Raw genomic sequence first — 14,859 nt, forward strand, 5'->3', positions numbered from 1 at the left:
GTCGCCCCCCAGCAGCACGTTGAACACCAGTGCCTGCCGGATCGCCACCCGGATGGAGCGCGGCGGAAACGGCACGCATTCGCTCAGGACAAACTCGGCCAGATCGCGATTGTCGCGCATGGTGCCGCCCCTGGCAAGGCCGCGAATGCCGCCGAAACCCGGGTCATACATCAGGCGCAACGAAGGAAACCGCTCCACGATGCGGTTGACGCGGTTCTTGTCCGTGCACTCGCACCGGATCATGGTCGGCACATCGATGAGCAGGCCGCTGTAGGGCACCTCGATGACCGCCCCGCCGATGCCGTCGGGCGAAGACACGCAGTCCACCTCGACATCGAGTTGGCGCAAGGTTTCAAGGTACGCGGCCCGGGCCGGGCCATCCTCGGCAATCAACAGCAGCCTGGTCTTCAAAAGCGAAGGTCTCCTTGAACATGTGTCCCAAGTAAGAGATGCCGGGTATAAGCCAATTGGCGGCCATTGACAAGGAAAGTGCAACGGACGCCACGCCACCCACAGGGCGTACCCCGACCGCACTCTGTTTTTTTTGCCCGACCTGCGAGACACCTCTTGACACCGATTCTCAATATCACTATTTATCCCTTGTCTGTCCAAACGGGATTTTTCAAAGCGAGGGAAGCCATGCTCGACACCCTGATCGTCGGTGCCATCGTTGTGGTGGCCGCCGTCTATGTCGGACGCCGAATTTTCATTCAATTCTCGTCCAAGACGCCGTCCTGCGGCTGCTCTGGCTGCTCCGGCGCAGGCTCCTGCCCGAGCGCGGACAAGGGACCGGACGGTTCCGGCTGCGACGGCAAGTGACATTGCCGCCTGCTGAAATTGAATTTCATTATAATACACGAGGAACATTCATCATGAAAACAGGTTTTTGCCTGCGCAATGCCCAGGTCAACCAGATGCTGAAGATCGTGACCGTGTCCGCCGAGGGGGAACTCGGCAGACGCATCCGCGACCTGGGTCTCATCCCCGGCACGGAGTGCAAGGTCATCGGCAAGGCCCCGCTCAAGGACCCCGTGGCCCTCAGGCTCAAGGATTTCACCCTCACCCTGCGCAACAGCGAGGCGGACCACATCACCGTGGCCGCCCTTGAGGACTAGAATTATGGCCAAGTACACCCTCGGCATCGCGGGCAACCCCAACTGCGGCAAGACGACCATGTTCAACGCCCTGACCGGGGCGCGACAGCATGTGGCCAACTGGCCCGGCGTCACGGTCGAGAAAAAGGTCGGAATGATCAAGGCCGGGGAGGACACCATCGAACTGGTGGACCTGCCCGGCACCTACTCGCTGACCGCCTACACCCAGGAGGAACTGGTCGCCCGCAACTTCCTGGTGGAGGACCGGCCCCAGGTGGTCATCGACGTGATGAACGCCGACGCGCTGGAGCGCAACCTCTACCTCGCCGTGCAGATCATGGAGCTTGGCGTGCCGCTGGTGCTGGGCCTGAACATGATGGACGAGGTCCGTCAGAGCGGCAAGCACATCGACAGCGACAAGCTGGCCGTCCTGAGCGGCTGCAAGGTGGTGGAGACTGTGGCCAGGGAGGGCAAGGGCGCGGACGAACTGCTGCGCACCTCCCTCGAACTGGCCCGGGAGCAGCGCGGCGAGTGGAAACCGCTGACCATCTCCTACGGCCCGGACCTGGACCCGGTGCTGGTCGAAATGCAGGCCCTCATCGAGGCCGAATCCTTCCTGACGGACAAGGTGCCCTCGCGCTGGACCGGCATCAAGTACCTGGAGCGCGACGAGGATGTCATCGCCAGAGGCCGCGCGGTCAACGCCGACTTCTCCGCCAGGCTCGAAGCCATGGCCGACGCGGTGGAGATGCATACCAGAAAGACCCTCAACGCCCGGCCCGACGCGCTCATCGCCGACTACCGCTACGGATTCATCGCGGGCATGATCAAGGACGTGGTCACCTATCCCGTCCTCGACCAGGACCGCGTCAGCCGCTCGGACGCCATGGACAAGGTGCTCACCCACACCCTGCTCGGCCCGCTGATCATGCTCGGCATCGTCTATGTCATCTACGAGATCACCTTCACCGTGGGCGAGGTGCCCATGGGCTGGCTCGAATCCTTCTTCGGCTGGCTCGGGGACACGGTCACCGAGGCCATGCCCGATGGCCATCTGCGCTCGCTGCTCGTCTCGGGCATCATCGACGGCGTGGGCGGCGTCCTCGGCTTCGTACCGCTGATCATGTTCATGTTCCTGATGATCTCCGCCCTGGAGGACTCGGGCTACATCGCGCGCATGGCCTACATGCTCGACCGGGTCTTCAAGATATTCGGCCTGCACGGCACCTCGGTGCTGCCCTTCATCGTCTCGGGCGGCATCGCGGGCGGCTGCGCCGTGCCCGGGGTCATGGCCACCCGCACCCTCAGAAGCCCCAAGGAGAAGCTGGCCACCATCTTTGTCGCCCCCTACATGACCTGCGGGGCCAAGGTGCCGGTCTTTCTGATGCTTTCCGCCGCCTTCTTCCCGGAGAACGCGGCCACGGTCATGCTCATGATCACTCTGGGCGCGTGGGCCATGGCCCTGATCGTGGCGCGCGTCCTGCGCTCCACCGTCATCCGGGGCGATTCCACGCCTTTTGTCATGGAGCTGCCGCCCTACCGCATGCCCACCCTGCGCGGCGTGCTCATCCACACCTGGGAACGCACCTGGGAATACGCCAAGAAGGCGGGCACCATCATCCTTGGCATCTCCATCCTCATCTGGGCCATGATGACCTTCCCCCAGATGCCCGAGGAGCGCGCCGAGGTCTTCGAGGCGCAGCGCGCGCCCATCGTCGCCCAGCTTGAGACCCTGGACGAAAACGAGGACGAGGACGCCATGGCCGCCCTTGAAGAGCAGCTGGCCGACATCGACAACGCCGAGGCCGAGGCGGCCATCCACCACACCGTGGCCGGACGCATCGGCAAGGCGCTGGAGCCCGTGTCCCTGCTGGCCGGGTTCGACTGGCGGACCAACATCGCCCTGACCGGCGGATTCGCAGCCAAGGAAGTCATCGTCTCCACGCTGGGCACCGCCTATTCGCTGGGCGAGGTGGACCCCGAGGACACCGACACCCTGGCCCAGAAGCTGGTGAACGACCCCATGTTCACCCCGGCCTCGGCCGTGGCCCTGATCCTCTTCACCATGCTCTACGCCCCCTGCTTCGTCACCGTGGTGGCCATGGCCCGCGAGTCTAGCTGGACCTGGGCCACCTCCAGCGTCATCGGCTCCACCGCCCTGGCCTATGTCATGGCCGTGGCCGGATACAACATCGCTCGGCTCGTGCTCTGACCCATCCGGCATCACACACAAAAAAGGGAGTCCTTCGGGGCTCCCCTTTTCATTTGGAAACAAATCCCCTATCGTGCGCCCGCAAACACCAAGGAGATTCATGCCCGCCCTTATCGCTCACCTGAAATCCCTGCTCAAGGACGCAACCCGCGCCAGTTGGGAGATGTTCAAGGTCATGATCCCGGTGATCATCGTGGTCAAGATCCTCCAGGAACTGGAACTGATCGGCTATCTGGCGTGGCCTCTCAAGCCGCTCATGGGACTGGTGGGGCTGCCCGCCGAGATGGGGCTGGTCTGGGCCACGGCCATCGTCAACACGACCTATGCGGGCCTCATCGTCTTCCTCTCCCTGGCGGCGGACCATCCCCTGACCACGGCCCAGGCCACGGTGCTGGCCGTGCTCATCCTGGTGGCCCACGCCCTGCCCATGGAAAGCGCCATCGCCAGACGCTCCGGGGCGCGCTTCCTCTTCCAGTGCGCGGTGCGGCTGGTAGGGGCCTTCACCCTGGGCTGGCTGCTCAACACCATTTACACCGCCACAGGCACCCTACAGGAACCGGCCACCGTACTCTTCCGGGTGGACCAGCAGGCCGCCGATCCCACGCTGGCCACCTGGGCCGTGGACCAGTCCATCAACCTCGCCTCCATCTTCGTGGTCATCCTGGTGTTGCTGGTGATGATGCGCCTGCTCACGGCGCTGCGCATCGTCGAGATGATGAACAGGCTGCTGCGCCCGCTGCTCAAGCTCATCGGCATCGGCCCCAAGGCCTCGGCCATCACGGTCATCGGCCTGACCATGGGCCTGTCCTACGGCGGCGGCCTGATCATCAGCGAGGCGCGCAAGGGCAGCGTGGGCAAGGAGGATGTCTTCTATTCCCTGACCCTGATGGGCTTGTGCCACTCGCTGATCGAGGATACCCTGCTTCTGGCCCTCATCGGCGGCCACATCTCGGGCATCTTCTGGGGGCGGCTGATCTTCGCCGTGGTGGCCGTGGCAGGCATCGTCCAGATCGTGCGCCGACTGCCCCCGCACGTTCAAAACAACTACCTCTGGGTCGGCAAATGACCGCCCGGAGCCAGCCGGGAGACACCATGACCGACATCGCCACCATTCACACGGACAAGGCTCCGGCCGCCGTGGGCCCCTACTCGCAGGCAACCCGCACCGGGGACATGCTCTTCGTCTCCGGCCAGCTGGGCATCATCCCGGGCCAGGGGCTGGCCGAGGGATTCGAGGCCCAGACCCGTCAGGCCCTGGACAATCTCAAGGCCATCCTCGAAGCGGGCGGCTCCTCCCTAAGCCGCGTGCTGGCCGTGGACGTCTTCATCATGGACATGGCCCGCTTCGCGGACCTCAATGCCATCTATGCGCAATACTTCGGCGATCACAAGCCAGCCCGGGCGGCCATCCAGGTGGCCGGGCTGCCCCTTGACGGGCTGGTGGAGTTCAAGTGCATCGCCCTGGCCAAGTAGCCCGACACCGAAACTCCCCTTGACACCGCCAACCATGGTCCGATAAGCAGGAACCCATGACACGCACCACCGCCCGTTTCTTTTTCTTTAGCTTTTTTTACAGGAACGCCTGCGGTCTTGGTGTGCGCTAACGTCTGACGAGAAGTATCAGCAACCAAAGAGGCCGCGGGCAAAGTCCGCGGCCTCTTTCTTTTCAGGCCGCGCCAGCGACCAAAAACCCCAAAGGAGAGCGTCATGCACCTGGGAAAAGCCATTCGCATGGAACGGATCATGAACCGCAACAACGGCCGCACCATCGTGGTGCCGCTGGACCACGGCGTGACCGTCGGCCCCATCTACGGGCTGGTGGACCTGCGCGAAACCGTCAACCTCGTGGCCGAGGGCGGGGCCAACGCCATGCTCATGCACAAGGGCATTCCCCGCTGCTCGCACCGGGCTGGCGGCAAGGACATCGGCCTGATCATCCACCTCTCGGCCTCCACATCGCTCTCGCCCTTTCCCAACGCCAAGACCATCGTGGGCACGGTCACCGACGCCATCAAGCTCGGCGCGGACGCGGTGTCGGTCCACGTCAACCTGGGCGACGAGGCCGAGCCGCAGATGCTGGCCGACCTCGGCAGACTCTGCTCCGAGGCCAATGAATGGGGGATGCCGGTGCTGGCCATGATGTACGCGCGCGGCCCCAAGATCACCGACGAGTACGACCCCAGCGTGGTCGCCCACTGCGCCCGGGTGGGCGTGGAGCTGGGCGCGGACATCGTCAAGGTCAACTACACCGGCGACATCGAATCCTTCTCCCGAGTGGTGGACGGCTGTTGCGTCCCGGTGGTCATCGCGGGCGGCCCCAAGCTCGAAAGCGAGCGCGACCTCGTCCAGATGGTCCACGACTCCATCCGCGCGGGCGGGGCCGGCCTCTCGGTGGGCCGCAACATCTTCCAGCACGAAAACCCGGCCAAGATCGTGGCCGCCCTGCACAAGGTCGTCCACGAGGACTGGGATGTGGACTCGGCCATGGCCCTGTTGTAGGAGGAAAATCAGCGGATGTATTCCACACGCACCGTGGCGAGGTAGCGGGCCATGCGCTCGACCTGGGAGATGGACTCGGCGTGGTCTTTGGCCAGGGCGGCGCTTTCAAGGGCCAGGCCGATGTGGCCCATGCCACGGAAGCCATAGCCGTAGCCCGTGCCCTTGGCCGTGTGGCCAAGGCGGGCCAGGGCGGTGAAGTCGCCCTCGGCCAGGGCGGCCCGCATGGCTTCCACCTCCCGATGCGAGCCGGCGAAGAACCGCTCCATGAGTTCTTCCAGGTCCGCGTCTATGCGCTCGATGATGGGCGTCTCGATCATGCCTTCCTGTCCGGTCGTTTTGATGCGGTCGTATTGTTGGAATTGGGCCGAGGCGACACCCTCGTGCCGAAAGTTGCACCGACTTGAACTTGCTGGGAAATGTCCCTAAGGTTTCCTTGACATTCACCCCTGGCACGAACCCTGTCAAGCCTTGAGGATATGGCCCACGGCATGAAACACCGCGCTTTGGCCCTGCTCGCCCTGATCACCCTGGTCGCCCTGCTCGGCTCCTGCTCGCGTCACGACGCGGTCAGGGTGGCGCGGGCCGCGGCCACGGGCAGCCCGGCCGCGGCGGCCGAGTCCCTGGCCAGGAGCAAGGCGCAGGCCTATGCCGTCAATCCGGCGGCTCTGGCCGCCGACCTCAAGCAGATGGCGAAGATTGTGGAGGACTTCATCAAGGCCGTGGAGTCCGTGTGGGGCAAAAAGGACACCCGGGTGCCCACCCCCAAGGAATACGTCAAGTACACCCACAACTACCTCTCGCGGGCCAGCGTGGACTTTGACAAGGGGATCGTCGTGGTCGAGACCCTCGACCAGGAGCGGCCCATGGACAGCCTGCGCACCGCCATCATCACTACCCTGCTCACCCCGGCCGATCCGCGCGCCGTGGACCTGTATTCATCCAACCCGGTCAGGCTCGGCGAGACACCCTTTCTCTATGGCGAGGTCAAGGACCACGAAGGCCATGACATCCGCTGGGCGTGGCGGGCGGAGCGGTTTGCCGACCATCTCATGGCCTCGGGCGTGACCACCCGGGCCATCAACGGCAAGACCGTGCGCGCCGTGACCTTCCGCATGATTCCAGACCACCTGGACGTGCGCGCCCGCAAGTATCGCGAGTTGGTGGAAGCTGCGGCAGCCCGCTTCGCCGTAAGCCGCAGCCTGATCTACGCCATCATGAAGGTGGAGTCGGACTTCAATCCCTTTGCCGTCAGCCACGCCAATGCCCTGGGGCTGATGCAGGTGGTTGCGGCCACGGCCGGGAGCGATGTCTACCGCCTGCTCAACGGCCGCGACGGCCAGCCTGGCCGCGACGCGCTCTTTGAGCCGCCCACCAACATCACCTACGGCACCGCCTACCTGCACATCCTCGACACCCGCTACCTCTCGGACGTGGCCGACCCGGTGTCGCGCGAATACTGCGTCATAGCTGGCTACAACGGCGGCGCGGGCGCGGTGCTTAGGACCTTCCACAGCGACCGGGCCAAGGCGGCGCAACGCATCAACGGCATGCACCCGGGCGCGGTCTACGACACCCTGCGCACCAGCCTGCCCCACGCCGAGACCCGGCGCTACCTGGGCAAGGTCGTGGACGCCAGACGACACTTCGTCAACTTCTAACAAGCCATCATCAATGAATATCCACGACACCATCACCCGCCTTGGGGACTCACTGTCAGGGCTATTGGCCGACCAACTGCCCGGGCTGACGCCCGAAGCGATCCGCCTGGGCGCGGGCGCGCTGCTCGGCCTGACCGCCCTGGTCCTGCTCCTGGCCGCCCTGCGCATGCTGACAGGGGGTAGGGGCGGCAAGGCCAAACGGGTCAACATCGCCCGCACCCTCCAGCAGCAGGGCGCGGCCATCGACCTGCTGGGCCGCGACGACTCGGTGGCCGTACGCTTCGTCATCACAGCCGCCGCCTCGGGCAAGCTCACCTGCGAGATCATCGAGCGCCTGGACACCATCAAGGCCGCCGAGGGTGAGGACGTCACCTGCGTCTTCGCCCCGGTCAAGGCAGAGGGCGGCAGGGTCAACGCCTTCACCGCCCGGCTCGTGGAGTCGGACAAATCGGGCCGCAGGACGGACCGCATCGTCCTCTCCGCGCCGCGCGGCTATGCCATGGTTGCGCGCCGCAGACACTCGCGCAAGCGCGTGGCCGACCAACAGTTCATCCGGGTCAAGCTGTGGGTGGAAAGCCCCTATGCCTCGGACACGTCCTTTGAGGACGCGGTGCCCCACATCGAGGTCAACTCCCTCTCACCCGAGGGGGCGGAGCAGTCGGCCAACGCCGTGCTCAACATCTCAAGCGGCGGCCTGGGCCTGAGCGTGCAGAACCGGGTCATCCCCGAGACCTGCGCCGTGGGCTCGGCCGTGACCATCAACCTGTTCATGTTCAACTTCCGCGAAAAGACCTTCAAGCCCTACTGGTACAGCGGCACGGTCCGCACCATGGAATCGGGCCGCCCCGGCTTCACCCGCATGGGCATCGGCTTCGACGGCGCGGCCGAGCCCCTGGCCCGGGGCGGACTCAGATGGAACCGCTTCGATTGATCGCCGCGCGCGAAAAGAGCCCCGACCGCATCCGGCCGGGGCTCCTCGCATCCACATAAGAAGGAACTCAGCTCTTTTTGCTGACAAAGCGGTCGCGGGCGAGCCGGGACACGTTGCCCGCGCCAAAGCTGTATCCGGCCATCCGGCGGTTCTGCTGCTTCATGTCTGCCAGATCGCTCTTGAGGGACGAGTGCAGCCGTCTGGCCTCGCCCGTGATCTCGTCCTGGAGGGATTTCATCTCCACCAGCTTGTCGGCAAGCATCTCCAGGTGGTGGCGGTCAAGGTCCTCGATGGCCTGATCGAGAATGCGCCCGCGGTCGCGCGAGAGCTTCTCGGCCTCGAACACGTCACCCGCCACCAGAAAGCCCAGCTCGCGGCGGCCGATGGACAGCGCCTCGTCGATCATCCGGTGTCTGACGGTCATGTCTACCTCCGGGCGGCCCTGATGTCGTCGCGGATCAGCTTGATGACTTTTTTCCATTTCTCCACCGCGGGCAAAAATTCGTAGTCGAGAAGGTCGGCCAGCAGAATCCAGTCCTCGTTTTCGAGCACGGAACTCATCTCGGTGAACAGTTCGTTGAGTTCCTCGGCCGCCTTGGTGTACTCGACATTGTCCTTGAGCGAGTATTCGTCGCGCAGGACGCCAATGGTGCGCAGAAAATTCCTGATCACCTCAAGCAGGTCCTGGTAGGTTTCCAGGGCCTCGGCGTCGTCGGCCTGCCGGAAGAGCTGGGCCACCCGCTTGCCGCCCTCGGACATGAGATTGACCACCTTGTAGAGCTCAAGGGTGACCTCCACGGCCATCTCGTCGGTGGACATGGTCACGATCTCCACGGACTTGACGTCGGCCATGTCGATGTCCTCGGACTGGTGGGGATATATCTCCGTGAAATGCTCGTCGTTGATCATCACGTCGGTGACGATGCGGTCTTCCAGTCGACCATCCTCGACCACCTTGGTGAAGACCTGCTCCAGGTTCTGGAAATTCGTGCTGCCGATGTCGTAAGGCTTGCCGTCAATGACTATCATGTCTGTTCCTCCTCGAATGGGATGATACTTTTTTCCGCAGAAGTCGGTTCGGCTGGACCATTCAATATCCATGCCGACTATGCGAACTCTGCGGACAGGGAAGCGAACAGGGCGCGGTAGCGCTCAATGAGCCTCAGCAGGGAGGCAAGGTCCTCGCCGCATTGCTGCGACTCGAACATCCAAAGCAATCCCAGTATGTTGAGATATTTGTCCGCGGCCAGCACGCTTTGCAGCCGTTGCCAGGAGGCGAGAAACTTGGCTTTGGCCTGGGGCCTGGGGTTGTCGGCCAGGACCATGCCCTGCCTGGAGAGCAGGAAAAGCAGGTCCGCCCCGCTCGTCAAAATTTTGGACAGCTCAGCCGCCATGCCCGGGCCCAGGGAGCGACCGATTCCGGTGACGCCGGGAAGCGGACCGTCGTCGAGGAAGGGCAGGTAGTTGGCCCGTTGCAGGGCGATCCACAGGGCGCGATCAGACTCCCCGTGGCCCGAGAGGGAGACGAGATCGAAGAACCCCTGGTCCCCGGTCCGGGTCAGCCAGACGCGCGCGCCGGGAGAGAAGCCGCTGTCCCGGCCGGTCATGAGCCGGTCCAGGGCCGCGAACATGGCCTCGGGCGTCACGGCCCGGCGGCAGGCGTTGTCGTGGGGACAGGTGGTGCCGAACCCGCAGGGATGGCACGGCATGTCCGGCTCAAGGCAGATGGTTCCCGGCCGGTACGGCCCGGTGTCCCAGGGCTGGGCCGTGGCCAGGAACACGGCCACCAGGGGCACGCCGATCCCGGCGGCCAGATGCATGGTGCCGGTGTCGTTGGTCACCAGGGCGTGGCAGCGCGATAGCACCCCGGCCAGTCCGGTCAGGGAGGTGCGGCCCATGAGATCGACGCAACCATGCCCGTAGGCGGCGCGGAACCGCTGGCCAAGGGCGGCCTCGCCCGCGCTGCCGAGGAGCACGGGCACTAGGCCGTGTCGCTCCCGGGCCTGCCGGGCCAGAGCCACGAAATGCTCAACGGGCCAGCGGCGGCGCTCCTCGCTCGCGCCCGGTTGCAGGGCCAGAAAGCCTCCCCGCCCTCCCCCATCTCCAGCCCCATGCCCGGCATCCTGTCCAGTACCATAATCCCCGGCCAGAAGGGCGTCGGCACGGTCCAGGGCCGCCCGGTCGGGCTGCGCCAGGACCAGGGTGTTGCCCTCGCCCCGCAGCCCGGCCACGCGCCGGAAGATGTCGCAGATGTTGAAGGGGCTGGCCCCGCGATTGGCCCCGGCCATCTGGAGGAATGCGGCCCAGGACGAGGTGTCTGCATTGAAGCCGAACTGGTCGAGGCCGAACCCTGCCACCCGGGCACCGGCCGGGGCCAGGGCGCGGGTGAGCAGCCGCGAGGACACGGACGGCGTCAGATTGATGACCACATCCGCCGGAAAGGATGCCGGAATGTCGGCGGCAAAGGCGGCCATGTCGCGCACGGCCAGCCGCCAGTCCTGGTCGAGCCGGGCCAGCAGGCCCGCACCCGGCAGGGGAAATATCCGGTCCACGCCGTCAAGCAGGCTGGCCGCCGAGGCGAAGTTCTCCAGGCAGACCAGCCCCACACGATGCCCCAAGGCCCGATGGCCCGAGATCACGGGCTGGGTCTGGATGAGGTCGCCGAACCGGGTCAGGTTGATGATCAGCACATTCACTAAAGCGTCCTTGCGGGTCTTCGGATGGATCAGGCGTCACGAAATCGCCACCGCCCGGGACCGATGCAAATATGACGCCGTCCCCCTTTCACGCCGCTCCCCGCCCCGGCCTCACAGCCCGGCCCCGGCCTGGACGAGGCGCACCAGCTTCTCGGTGGCCTGGATGGCCCCCTTGAGCCGGGCGCGTTCCTCCGAGTCCAGATCGGCGGGATTGACGTGGCTGTGCGGCCGGATGTCCTCGGCATCGCAGGCCAGGCCGATCTCGAGACGCTTGCGCTGGAGGTATTCCCAGGCGTCAAGGAGCCGCTCGCCGTGACCACGGGAGACGTGACCGGCCCCGGCCATGGTTCGGATGCGGTCACAGGTGTTGCTGGGGCCGAGGTTGTACTTGAGGGTCAGGATGCGGGCACTGTTGGTCAGGTGGGCCAGGACGCTGTTCTTAATATTGATATGCCCCTGCCACGGCCCGGAGCGCTCGGTGATGAAGGCGCCGAAAAAGGTCAGGGGCAGCCGGTAGTCCGTCAGTTCGCCGATGAGCAGGGACAGGGCGATGGGCTTGGTGCGCACGTATTCCCACAGCCGCTCGCGCAGCCTGTCCGCGTCCTCGGGAGAGCCAAAGAGCCCCCGGAAATCGAGGATCAGGCCCGACTGCCAGGCCCCCTTCTCGGCCGGATTGGAGAGCCATCCCGTGAGCCGGGACAGCCAGTCGTCAAAGGAGCCGCGCCACTGCTCGTTTGAGATCATGACCCCGCCGTCACACAGGGGGATGCCCGCGCCGTCCAGGGCCACCACGATGGACTGGGCCACGTCCTCAAGCTCGTCCGGGTCGATGCCAGCGGCCAGGATCATCCCGTTGTCCTGATCCGAGCCGATGACCTGCTCGTCGCGCCCGCCCGAGCCGAATTCGAGGAAGGTGCATTGGCGCAGCCAGGGGGCGTCCAGGGCGTGCGCCTCCAGCACGGCCTGGATCACCGAGCGGTTGTAGGCCGAGAGACGCTTGCAGGTCTGCTCGGCGGAGAGCCCCGTGTCGAGCCAATCCTGCACCAGGTCGCGCCGCGTGCTGCGCAGCCCGGCCAGCTTGCCGTCGCGGGCCATTCTGAGCAGTTCGCGATCAAGCCCGGCGGGCGCGCCGAAAACGGCCTCGGTTTGCGGCCCGGGAAAGCCGGAGTGCCTTGATTCGTCGCTCAAATCGTGCTCCGTGGCCGCCCTGGCGACCGTTTACCGGTCAAATGGACCCGTTAACCGCAGGGGCGGCCGACCCCGAACCCGCGACCGGGCGAGTTTGACCGTTTACCTGAAATGCCATGCACCGTGCATCATTCCTACTTTAAAAAGGACCCAACGGCAAACCTGCTAACCAAAAGGGGGCACACCATGGATCGAATCGAAAGAATCAGAAAACGGCAACTCAACTTCGCGCTTGGCATCGGCATTCCGTACTTCGCCTTTGTCATCGGCATCTTCCTGCTCGTCTACCTGGCGAAGGAGACCGTGACCAGCGTGAACATCCTCGACTTCCCCCTGCACTACTGGCTGGTGGCCGTGGCCGTCTATCCCATCACCTGGGCGCTGTTCATCTGGTACGTGGGCAAGGCAAACGCCATTGAAGACGAAATAGAAACCATCGCGCAGGGAGACTGATCATGGAAGCCGGATACCAAATACCCGTCACCGCCCTGGTCCTCATAGGGCTGATGCTGGCCTTCACGGTGGTCACCACCGTGATGTTCCGAAAACAGAAAACCTCGGCCGACTACTATCTGGCCGGGCGCAAGGTCAATTCGTTCATCAACGCCTCGGCCATCTCGTCCGACTATCTCTCGGCCGCCTCGTTCCTGGGTGTGGCCGGTGTCGCCTTCCTCTTCGGTTTTGACGGCATCATCTACGCCCTCGGGTTCTTCGTGGGCTACATCGCGCTGCTCCTGTTCCTGGCCAGCCCGCTGCGCAAGTTCGGCCGCTACACCGTGCCCGACTTCGTGTCCGAGCGCTTCCATTCCAAAACGGCGCGCATACTCGGCGTCATCGGCGTGCTCTTTGTCTCCCTCTTCTACATGGCCCCGCAGATGCTCGGCGCGGGCAAGGTCATGGGGCTGCTGCTGGGCATGGAGTACGACACGGCCATCATCGTCATCGCCCTGATCATCACCGTCTACGTCACCGTGGGCGGCATGAAGGGGACCACGGTCAACCAGCTGGTCCAGTTCTGGATTCTCTTCGGCGCCATGTTCCTGCTCGCCTTCATCCCCTTTGTCCTCAAGGGCTACACCTACACCGACGTGGTGCAGTTCCTCGCCAACTTCAAGGGGCCTGAGCCCGAGACGGGCAAGATGTTCGACGGCGCGGCCTACACCGCTCCCGCCTTCTGGCTGACCAGCCTCAAGGACACCCTCTCCCTGCTCCTGGCGCTCATGTTCGGCACGGCCGGACTGCCTCACATCCTGGTACGCTTCTATACCGCGCCCGACGGCAAGGCCGCCCGCCGCACGGTCATCTACGTGCTGCTGCTCATCGGCATGTTCTACATCTTGAGCCCCTATGTGGGTCACGTCATCCGCTACATCTACCTGCAGGGCGACGTCCTTGGCGTCAGCCAGCACCAGATGACCTGGCTGGCCGAAAACGGCCAGAACCTGGCCGTGCCCGTGGCCGGATCATACTTCGGCGGCCAGATCCTGCTGGGTATCGTGGTGGCCGGAGCCTTTGCGGCCATCCTCTCCACCGTGGCCGGACTGATCATCGCCTGTGCCGGGGCCATCGGCCACGATCTGGTGGTCAATGTCTTCAACCCCAACATGCCTGAAATCACCCGCGTCAAGGTGGCCCGCGTGGCCTCGGTCTTCGTCGGCCTGCTGGGCATCCCGCTGGGCTTGTGGGCCGAGAACATGCAGATAGCCATCCTCGTGGGCCTGGCCTTTGCCATCGCGGCCTCCACCTTCTTCCCGGTGCTGGTCATGGGCGTGTGGTGGCCGAGGATGACCAAGAACGGTGCCTGCGCAGGACTTGTGGTCGGCATCATCGGCTCATTTGCCATGATCCTGGGCAAGGAGATGCTCCCGAGCTTCCTCCAGTTCACCAACCCGGGCGGATTCGTCATGATCTTGAGCTTCATCGCCATCTATGTGGCCTCGAAGATGGAAGTGGCCGCCAAGGGCGAAGCCGCCCTGCCCCATGACACCAAGGAGGTCATGGCCATCCTCCACGGCCCCGAACAGGCGTAATCCTCCTCACCTCCATACCATAGGCCGCGTCCTTGTCGGGATGGACAAGGACGCGACCGGGGCGGGGGCCGTCGCACAAGCGACGCGCCCCCGCCCGATTTTCCGGCCCCTGTCACAGGCCTGCCGCAACCTTGTAAACCGGCCCGGGGAACTGGCTCCTTGACACTGCGTCCCGCCATACATACTTAAGAGACCGACCCACAACACCAAGGAGACGCATCCATGAGCTACGACATCAGGCTGGTCAAACTCGTCAGCGGTGACATGGTCATCGGCAAATTCAATACCGAAGCCAGGACCATAGAGGAGCCCGCGACCATCCAGGCCATGCCCACCCAGCAGGGAACCCAGATGGTGCTCCTGCCCTTCGGCTACCCCTTTGACCAGGAGATGCACGGCACGATCTCCATGGATCACGTGCTGTTCGAGTACAAATACTGCCCCGAGGAACTGAAGACCAAATACATCGAGGCCGCCACCAACATCTCCCTGTCCAGCGGCGGGCTCGACCTCTCGGGCGCGGGCGGCGGACTGAACCTGGGCTGATCGCC

The 14,859-nt window shown here is 64.6% G+C and carries 16 protein-coding genes and 1 pseudogene; 11 read left to right on the forward strand and 6 right to left on the reverse strand.

Annotated features, from left to right (window positions below; genetic code table 11):
- Positions 1-411: pseudogene (locus tag QQS14_RS02870) on the reverse strand (PilZ domain-containing protein); the annotation flags it as partial.
- A gap of 228 nt (positions 412-639) precedes the next feature.
- On the opposite strand from QQS14_RS02870, the gene QQS14_RS02875 reads away from it, so the two are divergent.
- The 6 genes from QQS14_RS02875 (at position 640) to QQS14_RS02900 (ending at position 5,805) form a co-directional block, all read left to right on the forward strand.
- On the forward strand, positions 640-819 hold the full coding sequence (locus QQS14_RS02875; protein WP_285905394.1) for a FeoB-associated Cys-rich membrane protein: 180 nt from the start codon (positions 640-642) through the stop codon (positions 817-819).
- Between the two features lie 53 nt (positions 820-872).
- Positions 873-1,115, forward strand: a complete 243-nt coding sequence (locus QQS14_RS02880) for a FeoA family protein (protein WP_285905395.1) — start codon at positions 873-875, stop codon at positions 1,113-1,115.
- 4 nt (positions 1,116-1,119) lie between these two features.
- On the forward strand, positions 1,120-3,306 hold the full coding sequence (gene feoB / locus QQS14_RS02885) for a ferrous iron transport protein B (protein ID WP_285905396.1): 2,187 nt from the start codon (positions 1,120-1,122) through the stop codon (positions 3,304-3,306).
- A 100-nt stretch (positions 3,307-3,406) separates the two neighbouring features.
- Positions 3,407-4,372: a hypothetical protein gene (locus QQS14_RS02890; RefSeq protein ID WP_285905397.1), complete on the forward strand. Its 966-nt coding sequence runs from the start codon at positions 3,407-3,409 to the stop codon at positions 4,370-4,372.
- 26 nt (positions 4,373-4,398) lie between these two features.
- A complete protein-coding gene (locus tag QQS14_RS02895; protein WP_285905398.1) occupies positions 4,399-4,779 on the forward strand; it encodes a Rid family detoxifying hydrolase in 381 nt (126 codons plus the stop codon).
- A gap of 234 nt (positions 4,780-5,013) precedes the next feature.
- Positions 5,014-5,805 (forward strand): 2-amino-3,7-dideoxy-D-threo-hept-6-ulosonate synthase, encoded by a 792-nt coding sequence (locus QQS14_RS02900; RefSeq protein ID WP_285905399.1) that lies wholly within the window; start codon positions 5,014-5,016, stop codon positions 5,803-5,805.
- A gap of 8 nt (positions 5,806-5,813) precedes the next feature.
- Here QQS14_RS02900 and QQS14_RS02905 read toward each other — a convergent pair whose 3' ends face one another.
- Complete coding sequence (locus QQS14_RS02905) at positions 5,814-6,122, reverse strand: Hpt domain-containing protein (protein ID WP_285905400.1); 309 nt, start codon at positions 6,120-6,122, stop codon at positions 5,814-5,816.
- A gap of 171 nt (positions 6,123-6,293) precedes the next feature.
- On the opposite strand from QQS14_RS02905, the gene mltC reads away from it, so the two are divergent.
- Both mltC and QQS14_RS02915 read left to right on the forward strand, forming a co-directional pair.
- Positions 6,294-7,463, forward strand: a complete 1,170-nt coding sequence (gene mltC, locus QQS14_RS02910) for a membrane-bound lytic murein transglycosylase MltC (RefSeq protein ID WP_285905401.1) — start codon at positions 6,294-6,296, stop codon at positions 7,461-7,463.
- A 13-nt stretch (positions 7,464-7,476) separates the two neighbouring features.
- Positions 7,477-8,394, forward strand: coding sequence for a hypothetical protein (locus QQS14_RS02915; RefSeq protein ID WP_285905402.1), 918 nt, complete (start codon positions 7,477-7,479; stop codon positions 8,392-8,394).
- Positions 8,395-8,461: 67 nt separating this feature from the next.
- Here the strand turns inward: QQS14_RS02915 and QQS14_RS02920 are convergent, their stop codons facing one another.
- The 4 genes from QQS14_RS02920 to QQS14_RS02935 form a co-directional block, all read right to left on the reverse strand.
- Entirely contained in the window at positions 8,462-8,818 is a 357-nt protein-coding gene (locus QQS14_RS02920; RefSeq protein ID WP_285905403.1) for a hypothetical protein, read from the reverse strand.
- 2 nt (positions 8,819-8,820) lie between these two features.
- Positions 8,821-9,423 (reverse strand): DUF8043 domain-containing protein, encoded by a 603-nt coding sequence (locus QQS14_RS02925; protein ID WP_285905404.1) that lies wholly within the window; start codon positions 9,421-9,423, stop codon positions 8,821-8,823.
- 77 nt (positions 9,424-9,500) lie between these two features.
- Positions 9,501-11,090 (reverse strand): glycosyltransferase family 9 protein, encoded by a 1,590-nt coding sequence (locus tag QQS14_RS02930; RefSeq protein ID WP_285905405.1) that lies wholly within the window; start codon positions 11,088-11,090, stop codon positions 9,501-9,503.
- A 111-nt stretch (positions 11,091-11,201) separates the two neighbouring features.
- Positions 11,202-12,278, reverse strand: a complete 1,077-nt coding sequence (locus QQS14_RS02935) for a putative nucleotidyltransferase substrate binding domain-containing protein (RefSeq protein WP_285905406.1) — start codon at positions 12,276-12,278, stop codon at positions 11,202-11,204.
- Positions 12,279-12,464: 186 nt separating this feature from the next.
- Here QQS14_RS02935 and QQS14_RS02940 point away from each other — a divergent pair, with 186 nt between their 5' ends.
- The 3 genes from QQS14_RS02940 (at position 12,465) to QQS14_RS02950 (ending at position 14,854) form a co-directional block, all read left to right on the forward strand.
- Positions 12,465-12,731: a sodium/substrate symporter small subunit gene (locus QQS14_RS02940; protein WP_285905407.1), complete on the forward strand. Its 267-nt coding sequence runs from the start codon at positions 12,465-12,467 to the stop codon at positions 12,729-12,731.
- A 2-nt stretch (positions 12,732-12,733) separates the two neighbouring features.
- Entirely contained in the window at positions 12,734-14,308 is a 1,575-nt protein-coding gene (locus tag QQS14_RS02945) for a sodium/solute symporter (protein WP_285905408.1), read from the forward strand.
- 222 nt (positions 14,309-14,530) lie between these two features.
- Positions 14,531-14,854 (forward strand): hypothetical protein, encoded by a 324-nt coding sequence (locus QQS14_RS02950; protein ID WP_285905409.1) that lies wholly within the window; start codon positions 14,531-14,533, stop codon positions 14,852-14,854.
- Positions 14,855-14,859 lie beyond the last annotated feature (5 nt).

The organism is Pseudodesulfovibrio pelocollis (genome assembly GCF_030282845.1).
Taxonomy (GTDB): Bacteria; Desulfobacterota; Desulfovibrionia; order Desulfovibrionales; family Desulfovibrionaceae; genus Pseudodesulfovibrio; species Pseudodesulfovibrio pelocollis.